This window comes from Streptomyces sp. NPDC002032, assembly GCF_042890765.1.
Taxonomy (GTDB): Bacteria; Actinomycetota; Actinomycetes; order Streptomycetales; family Streptomycetaceae; genus Streptomyces.
Map to the genome: position 1 here is coordinate 817,716 of NZ_JBIASM010000001.1, position 20,586 is coordinate 838,301.

17 protein-coding genes are annotated in these 20,586 nt (G+C 71.4%); 7 read left to right on the forward strand and 10 right to left on the reverse strand.

Translation table 11 applies throughout. The features are described 5' to 3' along the window. Positions 1–286 precede the first annotated feature (286 nt). Both ACFYYT_RS03235 and ACFYYT_RS03240 read right to left on the reverse strand, forming a co-directional pair. On the reverse strand, positions 287–1,828 hold the full coding sequence (locus tag ACFYYT_RS03235; RefSeq protein WP_351817252.1) for a serine/threonine-protein kinase: 1,542 nt from the start codon (positions 1,826–1,828) through the stop codon (positions 287–289). Positions 1,829–2,009: 181 nt separating this feature from the next. Next, on the reverse strand, positions 2,010–2,687 hold the full coding sequence (locus tag ACFYYT_RS03240) for a hypothetical protein (RefSeq protein ID WP_351817255.1): 678 nt from the start codon (positions 2,685–2,687) through the stop codon (positions 2,010–2,012). Positions 2,688–3,230: 543 nt separating this feature from the next. Between ACFYYT_RS03240 and ACFYYT_RS03245 the strand changes: the two genes are divergently transcribed. The 5 genes from ACFYYT_RS03245 to galK all read left to right on the forward strand — a co-directional run bounded on the left by ACFYYT_RS03245 (position 3,231) and on the right by galK (position 9,341). Continuing rightward, positions 3,231–4,280, forward strand: a complete 1,050-nt coding sequence (locus tag ACFYYT_RS03245; RefSeq protein WP_351817258.1) for a substrate-binding domain-containing protein — start codon at positions 3,231–3,233, stop codon at positions 4,278–4,280. Positions 4,281–4,459: 179 nt separating this feature from the next. Next, on the forward strand, positions 4,460–6,049 hold the full coding sequence (locus ACFYYT_RS03250) for a sugar ABC transporter ATP-binding protein (protein WP_351817261.1): 1,590 nt from the start codon (positions 4,460–4,462) through the stop codon (positions 6,047–6,049). Further along, positions 6,046–7,077: an ABC transporter permease gene (locus ACFYYT_RS03255; protein ID WP_351817264.1), complete on the forward strand. Its 1,032-nt coding sequence runs from the start codon at positions 6,046–6,048 to the stop codon at positions 7,075–7,077. The genes ACFYYT_RS03250 and ACFYYT_RS03255 overlap by 4 nt, the downstream gene beginning before the upstream one ends. Positions 7,078–7,164: 87 nt before the next feature. Then, on the forward strand, positions 7,165–8,211 hold the full coding sequence (gene galT, locus ACFYYT_RS03260; protein WP_351817267.1) for a galactose-1-phosphate uridylyltransferase: 1,047 nt from the start codon (positions 7,165–7,167) through the stop codon (positions 8,209–8,211). After that, positions 8,208–9,341 (forward strand): galactokinase, encoded by a 1,134-nt coding sequence (gene galK / locus ACFYYT_RS03265; protein WP_351817270.1) that lies wholly within the window; start codon positions 8,208–8,210, stop codon positions 9,339–9,341. Before galT ends, galK begins: the two co-directional genes overlap by 4 nt. A 122-nt stretch (positions 9,342–9,463) precedes the next feature. On the opposite strand, the gene ACFYYT_RS03270 is transcribed toward galK, so the two are convergent. The 7 genes from ACFYYT_RS03270 to ACFYYT_RS03300 form a co-directional block, all read right to left on the reverse strand. Continuing rightward, the gene (locus ACFYYT_RS03270; RefSeq protein ID WP_351817273.1) at positions 9,464–10,711 is read right to left on the reverse strand and encodes a hypothetical protein; all 1,248 of its coding nucleotides are present in this window, start codon (positions 10,709–10,711) and stop codon (positions 9,464–9,466) included. 9 nt (positions 10,712–10,720) lie between these two features. Next, on the reverse strand, positions 10,721–13,372 hold the full coding sequence (locus ACFYYT_RS03275) for a hypothetical protein (protein WP_351817276.1): 2,652 nt from the start codon (positions 13,370–13,372) through the stop codon (positions 10,721–10,723). A 236-nt stretch (positions 13,373–13,608) separates the two neighbouring features. Then, positions 13,609–13,857, reverse strand: a complete 249-nt coding sequence (locus tag ACFYYT_RS03280) for a hypothetical protein (protein ID WP_351817278.1) — start codon at positions 13,855–13,857, stop codon at positions 13,609–13,611. A 113-nt stretch (positions 13,858–13,970) separates the two neighbouring features. Then, positions 13,971–14,633 (reverse strand): deoxynucleoside kinase, encoded by a 663-nt coding sequence (locus tag ACFYYT_RS03285; protein ID WP_351817281.1) that lies wholly within the window; start codon positions 14,631–14,633, stop codon positions 13,971–13,973. Positions 14,634–14,960: 327 nt separating this feature from the next. Further along, the gene (locus ACFYYT_RS03290; protein WP_351829189.1) at positions 14,961–15,404 is read right to left on the reverse strand and encodes a hypothetical protein; all 444 of its coding nucleotides are present in this window, start codon (positions 15,402–15,404) and stop codon (positions 14,961–14,963) included. Positions 15,405–15,472: 68 nt separating this feature from the next. Next, positions 15,473–16,162 carry a helix-turn-helix transcriptional regulator gene (locus tag ACFYYT_RS03295; protein ID WP_351829191.1) on the reverse strand — a complete coding sequence of 230 codons (690 nt, stop codon included), beginning with the start codon at positions 16,160–16,162 and terminating at the stop codon, positions 15,473–15,475. A 63-nt stretch (positions 16,163–16,225) separates the two neighbouring features. Beyond that, entirely contained in the window at positions 16,226–17,824 is a 1,599-nt protein-coding gene (locus ACFYYT_RS03300) for a nucleobase:cation symporter-2 family protein (RefSeq protein WP_351829194.1), read from the reverse strand. Positions 17,825–18,283: 459 nt separating this feature from the next. Here ACFYYT_RS03300 and ACFYYT_RS03305 point away from each other — a divergent pair, with 459 nt between their 5' ends. Both ACFYYT_RS03305 and ACFYYT_RS03310 read left to right on the forward strand, forming a co-directional pair. Next, complete coding sequence (locus ACFYYT_RS03305) at positions 18,284–19,606, forward strand: molybdopterin-dependent oxidoreductase (protein ID WP_388606837.1); 1,323 nt, start codon at positions 18,284–18,286, stop codon at positions 19,604–19,606. Continuing rightward, on the forward strand, positions 19,603–20,181 hold the full coding sequence (locus ACFYYT_RS03310) for a hypothetical protein (protein WP_351829197.1): 579 nt from the start codon (positions 19,603–19,605) through the stop codon (positions 20,179–20,181). Before ACFYYT_RS03305 ends, ACFYYT_RS03310 begins: the two co-directional genes overlap by 4 nt. A gap of 41 nt (positions 20,182–20,222) precedes the next feature. Here the strand turns inward: ACFYYT_RS03310 and ACFYYT_RS03315 are convergent, their stop codons facing one another. Next, entirely contained in the window at positions 20,223–20,486 is a 264-nt protein-coding gene (locus ACFYYT_RS03315) for a hypothetical protein (RefSeq protein ID WP_351829199.1), read from the reverse strand. Positions 20,487–20,586 lie beyond the last annotated feature (100 nt).

Sequence of the window (20,586 nt, forward strand, 5' to 3'; positions counted from 1 at the left end):
GCCCGGCTCCGGCGTGAGGTCGACGACATACTCGTCCCTCGCCCCAGAGCGTGCGGTGGGGCGCCGACGGGGCAGCGCCGGGATCGTCGGAGGACTGAACAACTCGATCGCGCGCCAGCACTCCAGCAGGGCCTCCCGCCGACGGTCCCGCGCGTGTCCGCTCCGCACCCACTGCCCCCGTGTCGAACGCGCGGCATCGTGCCGCTCCCCTGAAGATCAGCTGCGCCGCCGAATCTACCGGACCGTCAGTAGGCACGAGTCCCGGTCGGCGGAGCCTTGTCGAGCCTCATCTGCGGTCGGCCGGGAGGAGGAGGCTCACCCCCAGGCCCGCAACGGCCCAGATCAGCAGCCCACCGAGCACCGGTACCAGGACCCCGAGGTCCGTGCGGGCAAGCAGTAGTGAGCCCGTCGTCACTCCTGCGGCCATGCCCGATCCGTTGGCCACGAACGCGGCTTCCTTCGCCCGTGCCACCGCCGTGAACACCCGCGCCAAGCACATGGATACCCAAACGAACACGGGCGTCGTCAGCATGAGGGCGACGATCCCCACCCACCACGGGACACCAGGAGCCCAGAGCAGCACGATCGTCGCCGCTACGGCCACGAGCACGGCAAGCAGGAACCCCACCAGCGACAGGCCGTCCTGGTCACGCTCATCCGAGATTGAGCGATCCAACCAGAAGACGCTGCCGACGACGACGCCCAGGATCACCGACCACGTCCCGGACAGGATCTGGAACGCGAACAGCTGGCCCCCGACCGTCACCGCGGGCGCCGAGAAGGCGATCCAGGCGGCCCCCGTAGACCGTGTGGGTTTCTGCGGCTTCCTGGGATCCTGCGCGGCGGAGGCCCGTTGGGGCACGCGCGCCGACGCCGGTTCGGCGGGTGCCGCCACGGGCTGCGCGGCGGGCGGCCGAGCGGTTGCGGTCTGCGTCGGGCGTGCGGCGAGGTCCCGCGCCGCCATGGGCCCTCCCGACGGCTCCCACAACTCGGTCGTCCGGTAACCCTGCTGTTTTCCGGCCAGCTTCAGCAGTTCTGCGGTGGTGGCAGCGCTCGGCGGCCGATCTGCCGGGTCTTTGCTCAGCAGCCGAAGGACCAGCCGGTCGAGCGCGCCCGCAACTTCGGGCCGATGCGTCCGTACCGGTACCGGCAGCTGGTTCGCGTGCTGGGCGAGCACATCCCACCCTGTGCCCGTGAACGGCGTTTCCCCGGTGAGCAGTTCGTAGAGAACACATCCCAGGGCGTAGAGGTCGGTACGCGGGTCGTGCCTTCCTTGGGCCTGTTCGGGCGCCATGTACGCGGGCGTCCCGATCACGGACCCAGCCGTCGTCAGTCCCCGTACTCCGCTCTGCCGGGCGATCCCGAAGTCGCAGATCTTGATCTGGCCCCGCGCGGTCAGCAGGATGTTGCCCGGCTTGATGTCCCGGTGGACGATCCCCGCCGCGTGCGCCGCCTGGAGCCCCGCGCAGATCTGCATACCCCACCGCACCACGTCTTCGACGGCCGACGGACCGCTCTGTGCCCCCAGCGGGCGCCCGTCGACGAACTCCATCACCAGAAAGACGACCGACTGTCCGTCGACCGGACCTTCTCCGACATCGTGCACGGCCACCAAGTGCGGGTCGGACAGCCTCGCGGCCGCGCGTGCCTCCGCCCGCAACCGCAGCGCGAGCTTGTCCTCCCCCGGCCGGGGGAGGATCTTGACCGCCACATCCCGGTCCAACGAGAGGTCCCGGCCCCGCCACACCTCCCCCATGCCACCCACGCCTACCAGCTCGGCCAGCTCGTACCGGCCTGCCAACACCATGCCTTCCATCGGCACCCCCATGAAGTGCACTGTAGATCGTTGGCCCCGTGCACGGCTGCGGCCTCCTGGGCGCTGCCGTACATGCCCCGGCCGTGGTCTGGTCGCCGGTCCAGGATGCTGCGGACGGTCAACGCCGAGCTCCCCGGCCCGCTGGCTTCGAGCAGGTGTCGCAACACACAGGATCGTGAGCGTTGCGCACCCGTCAGCTGAGCTTCTTCAGCTGAGCTGCCACGATCGCCGTGGGCTTGTCCGTCGCTTCCGACGGGCTGATCGCCGTGAAGCCGGCGGTCGTGGTGTTTTTGCGTACAAGGACGACTTCGATCGTGGACTTCTCGCCGTCCAGTTCCTGTTCGGCGGTGTAGGCCACGCTTTCGTCGCCGCTGGCGGACGGAGTGTTGACGACCTTCGTGATCTTCACTTTCTCCGTGCCCCTGACGGCGTTGAAGCCGCCGCCACAGGCCTGGCCGCCGGCGAGGACATCGGTGATGACGGTGTGGGCCTTCGTGGCGGGCCAGGAGTGGAGGGAAACCTTCGTTTCGGTCGTTCCCTTGGTCGCCTTGGTGTGGACCTGACCAAGCGTGTTGGTCATCACGCCGCCCAGGAGCAGGGTGGCGAGGTCTCGGCATTCGGGCCTGTCCGCGGAGATGACCGCTCCTTGCAGTGCTTCCTCGACCTTGTGGTCAGGAAGATCCTGGGGCGTCAGCGAGCGGGATGCGAGTTCCGCCTCGCTGAGCGGCGCGGCCTGCGGTGCCTGGGATCCGGCCGCCCGCGCGGTCGCGGGCCCGTCTTGGGCAGCTCTTTCATCACCGCCACCACACGAGGTGGTGAGCATGAGCACGGACAGGGCGAGAACAATGCGGCGGACGTAGGGGAGGTGCATGAGGTGCCTTTCTGGCGGCGACGAACGGACTGGCCGTGAAGGGTTCACGGCCAGGCGCTCGCTGTTCGGTGCGGTGGAGCGGTCACCTGACATTGAACCGGCATGTCCCCCGACGACTCGACCCCGCTCAAGGGCAGTCGCGCCATGGAGACCTGGACCGACTCCCTCAACCGCACGACCGAAGTACGCAGCTTCACGGCTACCGACCTCACCGCGTGCTCGCGGGGCGGGGCGGCCGCGAGTCGGCGGGGTAATCCAACAGATTCCGACAGGTTGGTGTGGCGGTGCGGAGTCCTTGCGTTCTGGCCGCGGACGCCGGGCAGTAGGGGCGACGGAGCCGGAGGTGGCGAAGTGCGTCGATCGGAAACCTTGGGTTCACCCTGTTGACTAATGGCGGAAACAGCGCTTTTCTCTGTTGCATCAAGTTTGAAACGGGTCGACTGTGGGGGGTGCCAGTCGTCGAGTGGCCGGCGGCCCCCTCCACCCCCTCGCACGTGCCCCACTGGTCGCTCCTGCGCGACCCGTCCAAGCAAAGGGAACGACATGCCCACTCATCACCACCGCCGTCCCGTCGGCGTCGCGGCTCTGAGCCTGGCCACGATGGTCGTCCTGGCGTCCTGTTCCAGCGGCCAGGAGACGACCGGCGGGAACGCGGACGTGGCGAAGGTCGACGGGAAGATCTCCCTGACCTACCTGCAGAAGCAGGGAGACCAGGAGTACTTCACCGGGGAGGCCGCCGGGGCCAAGGCCAAGGCGGCCGAGCTCGGCATCGACCTGAAGGTGGTCAACCTGGGCAACGACGCCAACAAGACGGTGAGCGAGGCCCAGGCGGCCATCTCGCAGAAGAGCAACGGGCTGATCGTCGTCGTTCCCGACCCCGCCGTCGGGCCGCAGGTCGTGCAACTGGCCAGAACCGGCAAGGTGGCGCTCCTGACCTCGGACGACCAGATCTGCGCCACCGGCCCCGCACCGTCCGCCTGCGGCGCCGACGCCCTGGTGCCCCGTATCGGCTTCAGCGGTCAGCAGATGGGCGGCGAGGTCGGCAAGCGGGCCGCCGAAGAGTTCAAGAAGGCGGGCTGGAATCCCGCCGAGACACGGACGATATCCGCCTGGAAGCAGGACGTCACCGTGTGCACCGACCGCGTCAACGCCTCGAAGAAGACCTTCGCGGACTCCGCGGGCGGCCCCGTCCAGAACATCGACGTGCCGACGGACAACACCCCGACGGGCGCGCAGGACAAGATCGCCGCGACGATCACCTCCAACCCCTCCGTGAAGCACTGGGTGGTCTGGGGCTGCAACGACGAGAACGTCCAGGGCGGAGTCACCGCGCTGGAGAACGCGGGCTTCAAGGCCGACAACGTTATCGGGGTCGGCCTCGGCGCCTACCTCGCGTGCAAGAACTGGAGCTCCGGCAAGCCGTCCGGCATGAAGGCCGCGCTCTTCATAAACGGCAGGGACGTCGGCGCACTCGCGGTGCAGACGATGTACGACAAGCTCAAGAACGGCAAGGACTTCCCCAAGGAAGCCTTCGCGCCGACCAAGATGGTCGACGCCTCCACCTGGAAGGACGCGGGCGTCACCTGCGGCTGAGCGGACGGGTGCGGCCCCGCGCACTGGCGGCGCCGTGCCCGCGCCCCGCGCCCCGTACCCGCGCCCGCGCCCCGTACCCACCCCGCGCCCGTAACCGCGCCCCGCACCCGTCCCCGTTCCGATCACCGCCGGCCGGCGGCGTCGCCGGCCGGCCCGCGTCACCCCGCTTGTGAGGCCCCATGACGACCGCCGGCACAGAGCCACCCGCCCCCGCCCGGGACACCGGCGAAGAGATCTCCGTCGAGAACATCACCAAACGCTTCGGCGCGGTGCAGGCGCTCAGCGGCGTCACGCTCTCCTTCCCCCGGGGCCGGGTGACCGCCCTCATGGGGGAGAACGGCGCGGGCAAGTCGACCCTCCTGAAGATCCTGACGGGTGACCACCAGCCCACCGAGGGGAGCATCCTCCGGGACGGGCGCCCGCGGGTCCTGTCCTCACCGCACGACGCCCACCGGGCCGGGATCCGCGTCATCCCGCAGGAACCCGAGATCATCCCGCACGTGTCGGTCGCCGAGAACGTCTACGCGGGCGCCCTGCCGCGCGGCGCCGGGCGCCGCCTCGACCGGGCCGGTCTGCGCCGCCGCATCACCGCGGACCTGGCCCGCCTCGGCTTCGAGAAGGTCATTCACCCCGATCAGCTGGGCTCCGAACTCAGCCCTGCCCAGCGCCAGTTGGTGGAGATCCTGCGGGCGCTGACCGGCGAGGCCAAGACCATCGCCTTCGACGAGCCCACCTCCTCCCTCTCCGAGAACGAGGCCGAGGCGCTCTTCGCCCTGATCGACCGGCTCCGGGACCAGGGCATCGCCGTCATCTACGTCTCGCACCGGATGAAGGAGATCTTCCGCCTCGCCGACCGCATCGCCGTCCTGCGCGACGGCGCCGTCGCCGGTGTGCTGGACGCCCGCACCACCAACGAGGGGGAAGTCGTCCGCCTGATGGTGGGCCGCGACCTGTCCTCCCTGTTCGTACGGCAGGACGTGGCCCGCGAGGAGGTGGTCCTGCGGCTGGAGGACGTCACCACGGACGACGTCAGCGGCATCGACCTCCACATCCGTGCCGGGGAAGTGGTCGCCCTGGCCGGGCTCATGGGAGCCGGCCGCTCCGAGCTGGCCCTCGCCCTCGCCGGTGACCGGCCGATCCGGTCGGGTCGCGTCACCGTGAACGGCCGGGCCCTGCGCCTGCGCAGCCCCCGGGACGCGATCCGCGCGAGCATCGGGCTCGCGCCCGAGGAACGCAAGGCCCAGGCGCTGTTCCTCCATCGCTCGATCCGGGACAACACCTCCCTGGTGAGCCTGGACCGGCTGCGCCGCTGGCGCTTCGTCCGCAGGCGTCAGGAGAAGGCGGTGGCGCAGGACTTCTCGGACAGGCTGCGGGTCCGCGCCCCCTCGATCGAGCACGAAGTGCGCAAGCTGTCGGGCGGCAACCAGCAGAAGGTCGTGCTCGCCCGCTGGCTGTTGCGCAAGCCCAAGGTGCTGATCCTGGACGAGCCGACGCGCGGCATCGACATCGGTGCCAAGGCGGAGATCTACCGGATCATCGCCGACCTCGCCCGGGAGGGGGTCGCCCTGCTGGTGATCTCCTCCGAACTCCCCGAGGTACTCGGCCTCGCCGACCGGGTCGTCGTGATGCAGAACGGCCGCATCACCGGCGAACTCGACCGGGCACGGGCCACCGAGGAAGCCATCCTCAACCTCGCCATGGCCGACGACCTCGCCCCCGTCGTATCCGACCGACCGCACACGCACTCCGCCGATGGAGACGCTCGATGACCACCACCCAGACGCCGGCCGCCACCGAGAACGTTCCCGCCGCGCCACGCCGGAGCGGCAGGGCGCTGCTCTCCTCGCTCGGCGGCCAGAACCTCAGCCTGATCGGCGCCCTCGTCGCCGTCCTGGCCCTGTTCGGATTCCTGAACGACAACTACCTCAGCCTCTCCAACATCCAGGTCATCGGCGAGGCGGTGACGATCACCGGCCTGCTCGCCGTCGTCCAGACGGTCGTGATCATCTGCGGCGGCCTCGACATATCCGTCGGCTCGCAGGCCGGCCTGGCCTCCGTGGTGAGCGCCATGGTCTTCACCTCCGCCGGATCCAACCCGTACCTCGGCATGGCCGCCGCGCTCGGCACCGGCATCCTCGTCGGCGTGGTCAACGGCGCGGCCATCGTCTACGGGCGGGTCAACCCCACCATCGCGACGCTGGCGGGCCTGGCCGCCTACAAGGGCGTGGCCCAGCTCGTCTCCGACGGCCGTGCCCAGGGCTACGTCCTGGGCGACCCCGTCTTCGTGTTCCTCGGCCGCGGGAAGATCGCCGGGGTGCCGGTGATGATCTGGATCCTGGTGATCGTGGCGCTGGCGGTGCACGTGATGCTGAAGTACACCGACATCGGCCGCAACGTTTACGCGATCGGCGGCAACGACACCGCGGCGCGCCTGGCGGGCATCAACATCAACAAGTACCTGGTCGCCGTCTATGCGCTCATCGGCGTGGTCGCGGCGGTCGCGGGCATCCTGCTGACCGCGCGGACCGGCTCGGGGCAGCCCGTCTCGGGCAGCGAGGGCCTCGAACTCAAGGCCATCACGGCGGCGGCCCTGGGCGGGTGCGCGCTCAAGGGCGGCAAGGGCGGGATAGGCGGCACGCTCCTGGCCGTGGCCCTGCTGGGCGCGCTGGAGAACGGCCTGACCGTGCAGGGCATCAACACCTTCTGGCAGAACGTGGCCCAGGGAGCCCTCCTGGTCGCCGCCGTCGTCATCCAGCAGCGCCGGAGCGGGGAACGCGCCGTCGGACTGCCCCACTGACGGCCGCCGGCACGTCACGTGTCGGGCACTTTCGTTGCTTTCTGTTTATTCTTGTCGATGTACGGCTTCTAGAGACGGGCATGCTCCGTGAAGAGAACCACGACGAAGCTCGCGGACGGCCGCGAGCTCATCTACTACGACCTCGACGAGGGAGCCGAGCGCGATGCGGCCGACCGGCGTCCGCTGGAGCCCGTCGACAGCCGCCCGGAGCTGCGCCTGGACCCCGCCACCGGCGACTGGGTCACGATCGCCGCGCACCGGCAGGGACGCGTCCACCTCCCGCCGACCGACGCCTGCCCGCTGTGCCCCTCCCGGGACGGCCACCTCGGCGAGATCCCGGCGGCCGACTACGAGGTGGCGGTGTTCGAGAACCGGTTCCCCTCCCTGGCGGGCCGCGACGGACGCTGCGAGGTCGTCTGCTTCACGCCCGAACACGGGGCGAGCTTCGCCGATCTGAGCGAGGAGCGGGCCCGCCTCGTCCTCGACGCCTGGACGGACCGCACCCGGCAGCTGTCGGCGCTGCCCGGGGTCGAGCAGGTGTACTGCTTCGAGAACCGGGGCGCCGAGATCGGCGTCACCCTCGCCCATCCGCACGGGCAGGTCTACGCCTTCCCCTTCGTGCCGCCGCGCACCGCCAAGATGGCCGCCGCGGCGGCCACGCACCGCGCCGTCACCGGCGGGAACCTCTTCGAGGACCTGCTGGCCCAGGCCCGCGCCGCCACGGCGCGGGTGGTCCTGGCGGGGGAGCACTGGACGGCGTTCGTGCCCTACGCCGCCCGCTGGCCCTACGAGGTGCACCTCTACCCCCACCGCCGGGTGCCCGACCTCACCCGCCTGACGGAGACCGAACGGGCCGAGCTGCCCGGCATGTACCTGGAGCTGCTGCGCCGGTTCGACCGGCTGTTCCGGCGGGAGGGGGAGGCCGCGCCGCCGGCCCCCACCCCGTACATCGCCGCCTGGCATCAGGCACCGAAGACCGGCGGCCGGGAGCTGGCGCTCCACCTGGAGCTGTTCACGGTGCGGCGCTCGGCGGAGAAGCTCAAGTACCTCGCCGGCGTCGAGTCCGGCATGGAGTCCTTCGTCAACGACATCGCTCCGGAAGCGGCGGCCCGCCGGCTGCGGGAGGTCGCGTGAACGAGGCGTTCCACCGGATCTACGGAGCCCACCCCGAGGGGGTCTGGGCGGCGCCCGGCCGGGTCAACCTGATCGGGGAGCACACCGACTACAACGACGGCTTCGCCCTGCCCATCGCCATCCCCCAGACCACCCTGGTCGCGGCGCGGCGGCGGCAGGACGGACGGCTGCGGCTGCACAGTGCCCAGGACGACGGCCCGGTCATCGACCTCCGGCCGGCCGACCTGGTCCCCGGGGTCACCACCACCTGGGGCGCCTACCCGGCAGGGGTCCTTTGGGCGCTGCGCGAAGCCGGACACCGCGTCGGGGGCGCCGACCTGCACATCGACAGCACCGTCCCCACCGGGGCGGGCCTGTCGTCGTCCGCCGCGCTCGAATGCGCCGTCGCCTTCGCCCTCGCGGACCTGTACGGGCTGGAGCTGAGCGCGCCCGCCCTCGCGCTGCTCGCCCAGCGGGCGGAGAACGGCTTCGCCGGCGTGCCGTGCGGGGTGATGGACCAGATGGCCTCCGCCTGCTGCACCGCAGGCGCGGCCCTTCACCTGGACGTCCGCGCCGGGGTCCACGAGCAGGTCCCGTTCGCCCCCGAGAGGAGCGGATTGAGCCTGCTGGTCGTGGACACCCGCGTGAAGCACGACCTCGGGGACGGCGCGTACGCGGCCCTGCGGGCCGGGTGCGAACGCGCCGCCGGCCTGCTCGGCCTGACCGCGCTGCGCGATCTGACGCCCGGGGAACTGCCCCGCGCCGTAAGGGCGCTGCCCGCACGACTGGTCCCCCTCGTACGGCACGTGGTGACGGAGAACGCACGGGTCACCGAGGCCGTCTCCCACCTCCGGGCCGGGCGTCTGGCGGCGCTCGGGCCGGTCCTCTCACAGGGCCACGCCTCCCTGCGCGACGACTTCCTCGTCTCCTGCGCGGAGAGCGACCTCGTGGTGGACACGGCCCTGGCGCACGGAGCGCTCGGAGCGCGGATGACGGGCGGCGGTTTCGGCGGCTCCGTCATCGTGCTCGTGGAGGAGGCGGCGACGCAGTCGCTCGGCGCGGCCGTCACCGCCGCCTTCCGCGGCGCCGGGTACCAGGCTCCGCACCTGTTCCCCGTCTCCCCGGCCGCCGGCGCCCGGCGCATCGCCTGAGGCGCCGACGGGGCCGGTGAGCCCGCACGCGGGAGGGCCGTGGCAGGCTCACCGCCGCCCGGAAGCCCGGCCGGTGGCCCCAGCCGGTGGCCCCGCCCGGCGGTCCCGCCCGGCGGTCCCCGTCAGTGGGCGGTCGCGGCCCTGGCCGGGGTCCGGGCGAGGAATGCCAGCTGGGTGGCCACCGGCAGGAAGTCCCGGCAGAAGTCCGCCATCTGCACGACCCCCTTCGAGAGCACCGAGGGCGTGGCCGCCAGCGCGGACAGCCCGACCCGGCCCGCGGCGGCCAGCCCCGCGATCACCCCCGCCTCGACGGCCACCCAGACGAAGATGGCCAGCAGGGCCGCCGCGCCGATGCCGAAGACGAACAGCTCGCCGTCCTCCGTGAAGAGCCGCCGGTCGGCCTGCATCACCGTGACCAGTTCCGGCACGAGCGTCGGGCCCGGCGCGCGCTGCTTGCGCTCCCACTCCCGTACCGCCCGGTTGATCCGCTCCTTCACGCTCTTCGGGATCAGCGAGCTGTCGAACTCCGCCCGGTGCACGTGGTAGAGGACCAGCCCGTCATAGCCCGGGCGGCCGGTCTCCGGCCGCGGATGCTCCTGGAACCTGGCCCGGTTGGTGGGCCAGAAGCAGATCCAGTCGGACACCACTCCCTTGCCGGTCGCGCTGTCGATGTGCAGGGGGAGCGGCAGCAGCATCAGCGCGGGATGCAGCCGCCACGTGCTGGCCCGGGCGCTGACCTGCAAGGAGCGCTGCATGCGCGCCAGTTCCAGGCGCATCCGGACGGCGCAGGGGTCCTCCAGGATGGACACCTTGCTCTGGAGCTCCTTGTACGTTTCGAGGCCGCCCTGCCGGGTGCCGACCTCCACCTCCTCCATCGTGAGCTCCCCGCTGTAGGACTGGAGCCCGAGCATGTCCGGTTTGAGCAGACCGCCGGGGGTGAGCCTGCGCACGGCCTCGATCAGTACGCCCGCCGGAGTCTTCGCGGCGGGATCCAGCAGCTTCTTGAGCTCCAGGACCTTGGACGGCGAGATGGGGTTGCGGAAGTCCTCGCCCAGCACCCGCAGGGCCATCTGGAGCACCGGATCGCTGGGCTGGAAGCTGAGCCTCTTGTACGACGCGGCTTCCCCGCCGGACATCGGGGGCCGGCCGCCCTGGCCCTTCTCCTGACCGGCGATGAGGTCGAAGACCTCCTGGAGCCGGTCCAGCTGGTGCGTCACATGGGTGGAGCCCGGCAGCTCCGCCACGTACCGCTCGAAGTGGTAGCGGACCCAGACCTCGGCGGCGATCCACTCCCACCCGGTGAGCAGTTTGGGATCCCGCTCGCCCAGCAGCTCGCAGCGGGTCTCCTCGCTCAGTTCGTCGACGGGCACGGCCCCCCCCTACGCGATCGAGCCGAGGTTGGAGGTGACGGCGATGTCCGTCCCGGACGACGGGGTGTACTCGTTCCACTCCGCGATGAGCGCCCCCTTGGTTCCCGGCTGGAGGACCGGGATCGCGCTGGGCGACGGCGAATGGGGTTGGCTCAGCATGCCCACGACGATCTGGCCGCGGTCCGCGTTGACCGCCACGATGCTCTGGGACTCCTGGAGCCCCCGCTCGTCGGCCACGTCGATGACCACCGTCGCACCGACGAGGAACCCGGCGGCCGACTCGACCTTGATGGTCACGGGACCGCGCGGGTCGCTGGGGTTCGGTACCAGCGGTGTCGCGCAGGTGGTGTAGACGGCGTCCTCCAGCCGCACGGCGGAGCGCCCCGGGTTGGCGGGCGGGATGCCCGGATAGTTGCGGTCGTCGTACGCCGCCACTTCCCTGGCGATGCTCAGGTAGTACGGCGGGGGCTGGCTCGGCGGCGGATCCTGGTGGTGGAAGCCGCCCTCCACGAACTTCACCCACTCCTGCTCCCAGCCCTTGCGCACCGTCAGGACCACCCGCGCGCAGCCGGACCGCAGGAAGGCCTGCCGGTTGGCGTCGGCATGCTGGATCTGCCGGACGAAGTCCCAGCTCGGGGGCACGTCCCAGAAGTACGAGTACAGGAACGTGACGACGTTCTCCCACTCGATCGCCTGGTTGAGGAACCGGACGTCGGACTCGTGCCGGCGGAAGACGGCCCAGTCGGCCGCGCTCCAGCCGAGGGAGTTCCCGTCGAACCCGATGCCGTGCTCCAGATCGACGCCCGCGGAGACGAAGAGGTCGATGACCTCCTGGGGCATGAAGTCGAAACCCGGGCCGAGCAGGGCCCGCAGGACGCCCTTCATGACCTCGTCGCTCTCCTCACGGCGCAGCGTGAGGGTGTCGACGTTGTTGATCCGTTCCTCCAGGGCGGAGATCCGCGCGGCCACGTCCTGCTGCTGCGAGTAGTACTGGTTCTGCGCGGCGTCCCGCAGGGCGTTCCAGACGGCCGCCTGCCACCTCTCCCTGACGCGGGTGTTCGCCGGCGCCGTGCCCGGGGCCGGCTCCCCGCCGACGGGGATCTCCTCGACCTGCGCGACCACCTTGAGGGAGGTGTGGCGGTTGTACCCCAGGCGGAAGGAGATGGGCACCTTGCCGGTCGCGTGCAGCTGGAAGCCGCCCCACTGCGGCAGGGTCAGGTCGATGGGCCCGTGGTCGCCGTACGCCTCGGTCATCGAATACGAGCTGCCCAGCACCTCCAGGCGGTACTTGTACTCGTTCCCGGACCGGCTCGCCGAGCTGAACCAGAGGTACAGGGACTTGATCCGGTAACCGTCGGGAATCTCCAGCGGTTCGGGGGTGAAGATGCGGGCCTCGTCGGAGTCCGGGGCGTCCACGCTGAACTGGGGCGGCGACGGCGGCTGGGGCGGATCGGGCACCACCGCCCCGTACCGCTCGGCCAGGACCAGGTGGTGGGGCTGCGTCTCGTGCTGCGCGGTGAGGATCGCGTCGGTGATCTCCGCGTGCGGGACGTCGAACTGGAAGGGGCCGATCTGCCTCCTGAGGGCTTCGAGCTCCTTGTAGGACTTGCGCAGCGCGGCCCCCGGCTCCGCCACCACGAGGTCATAGGTCAGCCGCAAGCCGTAGCGGTACAGCCGGACGCGCCATTTCCGCATCAGACTGAAGTAGTCGATCCGGACCGCATCGGTCTGGCTGGCGTTGCGCAGCGTGCGCGTGGAGGCCTCGGAGCTGCCGGTGACGGTGGTGGTGGAGATCGTGACCTTGTGTTCCTGCTTCGCGCGCGACGAGGCCTTCTTGGTGAGTTCGGTGGCGTGCTTGGTGCTCTCCGTCGCCGACTGGGACGTGGAGTCCTGAGCGGTGAAACTGGAGCTGGCCGAACCGGAGATGACGGGGATGCCGCCGCGCACGGTGCCGGTGACGTTGAACTGGTTGGAGTGCTGCGCCTGGGAGGAGGTGGACTGGGCGAGCTCCGTGTTGTCCGTGACACCGGTCTCACTGGTGTTCTCCAGCGAGTCGGTCACGATGGAGCTGAACTCCTTGGTCTGCACCGACCATTCTTTGTGCGTGACGGCGGTCTCCTCCAGCGGCGCGAGGGGGATGGTCGCGATGAGCTCGCCCCGCTCCAGGCCGGCGGGAGCCATCTCCATGCGCTCCAGGTTGATCCAGCCGATGTTCGGCGCGACCGCGTTGGCCTCCAGGGACCTGGTCGCCACCACCGCCGTGCGCAGGGCCAGTTCGGACTCCGCCCGGTCCGCGCCGGGCGTCGCGGCGGCGGCCCGGCGGACCTCGATCAGGGCGTTTCCGACCGCCGTGAGGGCTGCCATCGGCACCGCCGTGAAGGCGCTCGCCGGGGGAGGGGGGAGGGGAGCGGCAGCCGGACCGCCGAGGGCCGCGGGGGCCGGGGTAGCGGCGCCGAGCAGGTCGAAGACCTCATCGGGCACCGGCTCCGCCTGACCGTCGCCCGTACGGGCACCGGCCCGCTCCGCACCGCTCAACCGGGCCCGGACCGCCTCCAGCTCCGCTCCGGAAAGGGCGAGCCGACGGGCGAACGCGGACTTCAGCAGGGCCTGTCCGGTGGACGGCGGCGGGGCTTCCAGCTGGACCAGGGTCGCCTTGAGCATTTCCCTCGTCGCGCTGGTCAGCACGGGGGGCGGCGCGGTCGGCGGAAAGGGAGGGAAAGCCGCTGCGGCGGACCGTTCGGTGATGCCGGACGTTCCGCTCGTCGCGGACATGTCCATTGGCGCAGTGCCGTCCATCGATCCCCACCCTTTTAGGAACGTCTACGGCTCCTCAAGCTACTGCAAAGGAAAGGGGGATAACCAGGGTGTTTTTTGCCGCCGGAAAAGAAGTGATTGTCTTATGGTCGAATTTCCCGACGGAATTCGAGGAGGCCCATGGCGATTTTCACTCCGGTGGAAATCGTCAGGGCTTCGAGGAATGGCATACCCATCAGCCACAGGGCCACCATCATGGCCGTGAGCACCAGGAAGGCCGGCAGCAGATTGGTCCGTCTGATCACGGTCCGCAGCCGGCCGGCACGGCTGCGGCGCTCATCCACCGTATCGATGGGGCGCGCGGCGACGCCCTCCTCGTTGGCATGCGGCATGGGCTGCGGCCCCTTCCTCGTGCACGACGTCCCGGGGAAGGAGCCTCGGACGGGCCCCGGCGCACTGCCACCGCTGTCGCCCGCCCCGCCGCCATCCGGCGGACAGGTTCACCTCACCGGCTCAGGCGCGACGCCGCGAGGGCGTCCTTGACCTCCCGTACGACCCGGGCGGCGTCCTCGGGGTCGTGCACCACGTCGGTCCGGTTCATGTCGATGACGAGGACCTCGCTCGCCGAGTAGTGCTCGTGGACCCATGCGTCATAGCCGGACCACAGCGTCCGGTAGTACGCGATGAGGCTCTCGTCCTGTTCGAAATCGCGGCCCCGGAGTCCGATGCGGTGCAGCACCGTCTCGAAGTCCGCCTTGAGGTAGACCATGAGATCGGGTGCCTTGCGGTACGGCAGGCCGTCGATCTCGCGCATCATCTCGCTCAGCAGTCCCTCGTACACCCGCATTTCGAGGGAGCTGATCCGGCCCAGGTCGTGGTTGACCTTGGCGAAGTACCAGTCCTCGTAGATGGACCGGTCGAGGACGTTGTCGCCCTGCTTGTACGCCTCCTTGATCGCGGCGAACCGCGTCTGGAGGAAGTAGAGCTGGAGCAGGAAGGGGTAGCGCTTCGCCTGGATCTCTTCGGGGCTCGCCGTGTAGAAGAGCGGAAGGATCGGGTTGTCGTCCACGCTCTCGTAGAAGACCTCGCTGCCGAGCTCCTTGGCGAGCAGTTCGGCGACGCTCGTCTTGCCGATCCCGATCATGCCTCCGACGCAGATCACTGGCATTCCTCACTTCTCCCTGGGGGTCTTCTGTGCGTGGGTGGGTGGCCTGGGCGTCCCACACCACTGAGACACGCGCCGGTGGTGGCGCGATTCCCGGGGATCTTCATGCTCGACGTCATGTGCCCCCGTCCGGACCGAGGTCCTGACGCGGGCCGCTCGCGCCGGCCGGCGGGCCTGACCGCTCCGCGGCCGTCGCACACGTCGACGGCCCACGGCCCCACGGCCGCCTTGAATCTTAAATGACGATCCGCCCCCCGTCGGCCGGCGCGCCCCGGCCCCGACGGGCGGCGGCGGGCGGCGCCGGGCGGCGGCGGGCGGCGGCGGGGTGCGTCACGTGCGCCAGTACGTGCCCGCGCGGGTGTCGACGTGCACGACGTGCCGGCCCACCCGGACCACGCGGTAGCCCGGACCGGCCCAGCAGCCGGTGTCGCCGTCCGCGTCCGGCAGCGGGGTCCAGACCTCCAGGAACGTGCTGCCGTCGGTGTTGGTGCCCCGTTCGACGAGGTGCGCGCCTTCCCACCGCAGGGCGCCGGTGTCCTCACCGGGCTCGCCCTCCAGGTGGTGGAAGCGTACGAGAGAGCCGTCGAAGGACGTGATGCCCGCGAAGCCCCGGCTGTCGGCGTAGTACGGGCCCGCCTGCAGCCACACCACCTCGCGGTCCTCCACCAGGGGCCCGCCGTCGCGGCTGATGCCGCGCCGCAGCCAGGCGCCGCGTCCGGGCGCCGGGATCCCCGGCCCGTCGGCGGCGGGACCGGGCATCGGTGGCAGGTTCATGTGGTCAGCCCATCCGTGCGACGAGGGGAGCCGCCCGCGCCGGGCCGCCGCACAACCTAACACCGCCGTCAGCCGCGGCCCGTCAGGTAGCCGAACCGCTCCGGCAGCTCCGCCAGCCAGTGGGCGCGCTCGACGGCGATCTCCTTGAGGCGGGCGTCGCCACTGCGGGCGACGAGGTGGCCCATGTACCGCTCGTTGAACCCCGAGTACTCCCGGTGCAGGGTCCGCAGTGCGTGCGCGACCCGTCGCTCGTCGGCGCGGGCGAGGTCCGCGAGCGGTGCGACGTACGCCTTCCAGCGGCCCTCGACCGCCTGCTGGAGGAGGTCGGAGAACTCACCGGCCCGGTCGATCACCTCCAGCAGTTCCTCCGGGCGCAGGCCGAGCGCGTCGGCCAGCAGCAGGGTCTGGTGGTCGGTGCCGGACCAGTCGTGCCCCGTCTCGGCCCGGGCGTACGTGTACGGGTCCACGCCGGCGCGCTCGGCGAGCCGCTCGGCGGTGAACTGCCTCGCCAGCCGGTGCTCGTACAGGGTGCCCGGCGGCCGGCCCATCAGCACCGGCACCGGGCACCACAACGCGTCGGCCAGGGCGAAGAGTTCGGTCTCGGTCGGAGCCACGCCCCCGGACTCCCAGGCGTGGACCGCTTCGGGCGGGCGGTGCATGCCCAACTGGGCCATGGAGGCCACGACCTGGGAGGGTGTCATACCGGCGCGGAGGCGGGCGGCCTTCGCCTCGGAGGGGGAGAAGGGGAGTCTGGACACGGCGCATCACCTCAGGGGGGTGGCCGCGCGGGGACCGTGGCCTCCGCGCGGCGAGGGGGCGGATCAGCGGGCGGGCTCGGCCGTCCAGCTGGTGCCTCCTTCCGGCCCCTCCCAGCCCGCCCAGTCGTCCTGGCCGCCGGCCCGGTCCGGCCTGCTCCGGCCGCCGCCCGTCCCGGCCTCCGGCCCGGTCGCCGCCCCGGCCTCCGGCCCGGTCGCCCACGGGTTCCAGCCCTCCGAGCCGTCCGGGCCGCTCCGGGGACCCGCCGCCGCGGCGTCCGCGTCGGCGAGGCCGTCCCAGTCGATGTCCTCCCGGTCCCGGCGGTCGGCGAAGGCGTGGAAGAACAGGTTCAGCAGGACCGCCGTGAGGCTGCCGAGCGTGATGCCGCTGCCCAGCACCGCCCGCACCTCGGTCGGCATCCGCTCGAACAGCGGCTGCACCGTGGTCGGCAGCATGGCCGCGCCCAGACTCAGCGCCAGGATCAGCGCGTTGCGCTCCTCCTTCAGGTCGACCTTGGCGAGGATCTGCACGCCGACCGTGGCGACCATGCCGAACATCGCGACGGCCGCGCCGCCCAGCACCGGGTGCGGGACCGAAGCCACCACCGCCCCGGCCTTGGGGACCAGCCCCAGCAGGACCATGAAGACGCCCGCCGCGACGACCACGAACCGGCTGGTCACCCGGGAGATCCGGACGAGGCCGATGTTCTCCGCGAAGGCGACGTAGGGGAAGGAGTTGAACACCCCGCCGAGCACGGTCGCGACGCCGTCGGCGCGCAGGGCCCGGCCGACCGTCTCGCCGTCCACGTCGCGCCCGGTGATCTCGCCCATGGCGTACACGTCCCCGGTGGTCTCCACCATCGTGATCATCATGACGACGACCATCGCCAGCATGGGGAAGACGGAGAACTCCGGCACCCCGTAGTGGAACGGGGTGCTGACGCCGATCCAGTCCGCCTGCGCGACCCCGTCGAGACCGGCGTCGCCCAGCAGCCAGGCGGCCACCGTACCGCCGACCAGCCCGAGCAGTACCGCGATGCTGCGCAGGAAGGGACCGCCGAACCGGGTCACCAGCAGGATCACCGCCAGGGTCCCGGCGGCGTAGCCGAGGTGGGCGGGGTCCCCGTAGCCGGGCCGGCCCACGAGGTCGGAGCCGCCGCCGACGTCCTGGAGGGCCACCGGGATGAGCGTGATGCCGATGACGGTCAGGAGCGTGCCGGTGACGATCGGCGGGAAGTACGCGGAGAGCCGTCCGACGAAGGGGGCGAACAGGAAGGTGGCCACGCCGCCGGTGATGACCGCTCCGTAGACCACCAGCAGCCCGGCGGTGCCGCCGCCCGCGCCCTGGCCTATGGCGATCATGGGGGAGACGGCGGTGAACGTCGCGCCCTGGACGAGCGGGAGCCGGGCGCCGATCCGCCAGAAGCCCCAGGCCTGGATGATCGTGGCGATGCCGGCCGTGAACAGGTCGGCGTTGATCAGGTAGACGAGCTCCCGGGGCGAGAGGCCGAGGCTGTTGCCCAGGATGATCGGTACGAGGACCGCGCCGGCGTAGAACGCCAGGACGTGCTGGAAGCCGTAGAGCGAGAGCTGGGAGAGGGGGAGGACCTCGTCCACGGGGTGCTTGGCGAGGGGACTTCTTCGGCGCGGGGACTGCGGTGCCATCTCTGCCTTGCCTTCGAGGTAGGTGAATGAGAAGAGCGCGCGCCCCACCACAGGGGGGCGGCGCGGGGGAAAGGCCTCGGGAAGGCGCAAACGGTCGGCCGCGAGGATCAGGCGGCACACACCGGGGTGAGACGGCACGGGATTACCGGTACGCGTCCGGGCGACGAGGCGGAACGCGGCCGATACTGTCGAAGGAACCCTGGGTTCCGCAAGTGGTGACCGCTATTTATATTGGCGCAACCCGCAAGTAACTTAAGAATCGATGGCCGAACGGGCCGTCAGGTGCGGATTTCGTTGCCCATAGGGTGGGCGGCTACGCACAGTTCCAGCCAGTCCGCTCGGGTGCGTTCTCGCCGCCCCCGCCATGGCGCGTGTCGCGGGGGCGGGGGGTATCCGGGTGCGGCATGTTCTCCTCAGCGAAAGATGTCCGATGAGCCTGCTGTGTATGGAGGTGTCCCGGTGGGTGCGCCCGAGGGTGGGAACACGCCGCGTCCGGTCGAGCGGGTACGCGGTCTGCTGCGTTCCGCCGCGGCGACCGGCCCGCCGCCGGGGCCGGCGCGCCCGGAATTCTGGCGCAGCCCGCTGCGCGGGCCGTGGCTGACGGCCGTACTGGGGCTCGTCCTGCTGGCCGGCGTCACGCTGCTGTTCCTCACGGGCCTGCTCTCGTACGCGGCGTACAACCCGGATCTGGCGCCGGTCAACGACCAGACGCCCGGCAAGGGATGGCTCGGCTTCTACCTCTTCTCCTGGCCCACCTCGCCGCACTGGCTCTACCGGCTGACGCAGGGCGTGCACGTGATCCTTGGCGTCGTCCTCGTCCCCGTGCTGCTGGCCAAGCTCTGGTCGGTCATCCCCAAGCTCTTCGAGTGGCCGCCCGTGCGGTCCGACAGCCACGGCATCGAGCGCCTGTCGCTGCTCCTGCTGGTGGGCGGCGCCGGCTTCGAGTTCGCCACCGGCATCCTCAACGTCCAGCTGCACTACGTCTTCCCGGGCTCGTTCTACGTCCTGCACTTCTACGGGGCCTGGGTGTTCATCGGCGCCTTCGTCGTGCACGTGGCCTCGCGGCTGCCCCGGGCGCTGCGGGCTGTCCGGGCCGGAGCCGCGCAGCCGGCGGCGGGTACGGCGGAGGCGGCCGGACTGGTCTCGCCGCGGCCGGCCGCCCCGACCATCTCCCGCCGGGGCGCCCTCGGCATGGTCGGGCTCGGTTCCCTGGCGCTGTTCGTGGTGACGGCGGGGCAGAGCGTGGGCGGCTGGTGGCGCCGGACCGCGCTGCTCGCCCCGCACGGCCGGGACCCCGGTTCCGGGCCCAACGGCTTCCAGATCAACAAGACCGCGGCGTCCGTCGGGATCCGGCCGAGCGACATCGGGGCGGACTGGCGGCTGACCGTACGCGCGGCGGGCCGTCAGGTCGTCCTGACCCGCGCGGAACTGCTGGCCATGGAGCAGCACGAAGCCGCCCTGCCCATCGCCTGCGTGGAGGGCTGGTCGACGCCGGACCAGCTGTGGAGCGGCGTACGGCTCACCGCCCTGGCGGCCCTGGTCGGACAGGGCACGGACACCCCGCGGGCCCTGGTGGAATCGGTGCAGCGGGGCGGATCGTTCAGTTCCGTCGTCCTGAGGGACAACCAGGTGCGTGACCACCGCTCACTGCTGGCCGTGCGCGTCAACGGGGCCGTCCTCTCGCCCGACCACGGCTACCCGGCCCGCGTCATCGTCCCCGGCGCCCCCGGCGTGCACAACACCAAATGGGTCACCCGCCTCACCTTCGGGGAACCGGCATGAGCGGCACGGGCGGCACGGGCGGCACGGGCGGCACCGGCGGCACCGGCGGCACGGGCGCCTTCCGGCGCCGCTACGGAGCCTCCCCGCTCCACCTGCTCCTCGTCCTCGCCTCCTTCGCCCTCGCCGCCTACGCGGGCGTGCGCCTGCTCGAAGGGGACACCCTGGGCGTGGCCCTGTGGTTCGTCGGTGCCGCGCTCCTCCACGACCTCGTGCTCCTGCCCTCGTACTCGCTGACCGACCGGGCGGTGCAGCGCCTGTTCCGGGGGAGCTCCGGGGCCGACTCGGACGCGGACGCGGGACCGCCGAGGCCCGGCGTCAACTACGTACGGGTTCCGGCGTTCGTCTCGGGGCTCCTGCTGCTGGTCTGGTGGCCGCTCGTGCTGCGCCAGGTCGGCGGCTACACCGCCGCCACGGCGCTCCCGGCCGACGGGTTCCTGCCGCGCTGGCTGCTGATCACGGCTGCGCTCTTCGCGGCCTCCGCGGCGGCCTTCCTCGTCCGCACGTGGCACGCGTCGGGCCCCCGGCGGCGAGCGGCCCGCCGTGAGCGGAGGCGGGCCCGCGCCGCCGCGAAATGACAGCCGGGCGCGCGGGGGCGGGGCCGCGCGCGGGGCCGGGCTCAGAGGGGCCGGCGGCCCTGGCCCACGGCGAACGCGGCGAGGACCGCGGCGAGCACCGCCCATACGACGCCCTCGCCGCCCGCCTGCCACCACCCCAGCGGACCGAGTACGAGGGCGGTGACCGCCCCGGCCGAGACGGCGCGGGGGTCGGTGGGGAACAGCCACTGGCGCCGGCCGGAGCCGGGCTCCCGGAATTCGTCGAGGGCCGTCTTGACGACCAGGGCCGCGACCACGATCGCCGCGGCGAGGAGGGTCGCTCCCATCGCGCGCTCCCCCCTCTCCCCGATGCCAGCCCTGTTGCCGTCCGTCCATTACGCCGGACGTCCGCGATTTCCGCACCCCCCGCACGTTTCCGTCGCTCCG

Coding starts and splice junctions, on each gene's coding strand:
- ACFYYT_RS03235 (WP_351817252.1), bottom strand. CDS start 1,828: ATGGGGGTGCCGATGGAAGGCATGGTGTTGGCAGGCCGGTACGAGCTG.
- ACFYYT_RS03240 (WP_351817255.1), bottom strand. CDS start 2,687: ATGCACCTCCCCTACGTCCGCCGCATTGTTCTCGCCCTGTCCGTGCTC.
- ACFYYT_RS03245 (WP_351817258.1), top strand. CDS start 3,231: ATGCCCACTCATCACCACCGCCGTCCCGTCGGCGTCGCGGCTCTGAGC.
- ACFYYT_RS03250 (WP_351817261.1), top strand. CDS start 4,460: ATGACGACCGCCGGCACAGAGCCACCCGCCCCCGCCCGGGACACCGGC.
- ACFYYT_RS03255 (WP_351817264.1), top strand. CDS start 6,046: ATGACCACCACCCAGACGCCGGCCGCCACCGAGAACGTTCCCGCCGCG.
- ACFYYT_RS03275 (WP_351817276.1), bottom strand. CDS start 13,372: ATGCTCAAGGCGACCCTGGTCCAGCTGGAAGCCCCGCCGCCGTCCACC.
- ACFYYT_RS03280 (WP_351817278.1), bottom strand. CDS start 13,857: ATGCCGCATGCCAACGAGGAGGGCGTCGCCGCGCGCCCCATCGATACG.
- ACFYYT_RS03285 (WP_351817281.1), bottom strand. CDS start 14,633: ATGCCAGTGATCTGCGTCGGAGGCATGATCGGGATCGGCAAGACGAGC.
- ACFYYT_RS03290 (WP_351829189.1), bottom strand. CDS start 15,404: ATGAACCTGCCACCGATGCCCGGTCCCGCCGCCGACGGGCCGGGGATC.
- ACFYYT_RS03300 (WP_351829194.1), bottom strand. CDS start 17,824: ATGGCACCGCAGTCCCCGCGCCGAAGAAGTCCCCTCGCCAAGCACCCC.
- ACFYYT_RS03310 (WP_351829197.1), top strand. CDS start 19,603: ATGAGCGGCACGGGCGGCACGGGCGGCACGGGCGGCACCGGCGGCACC.
- ACFYYT_RS03315 (WP_351829199.1), bottom strand. CDS start 20,486: ATGGGAGCGACCCTCCTCGCCGCGGCGATCGTGGTCGCGGCCCTGGTC.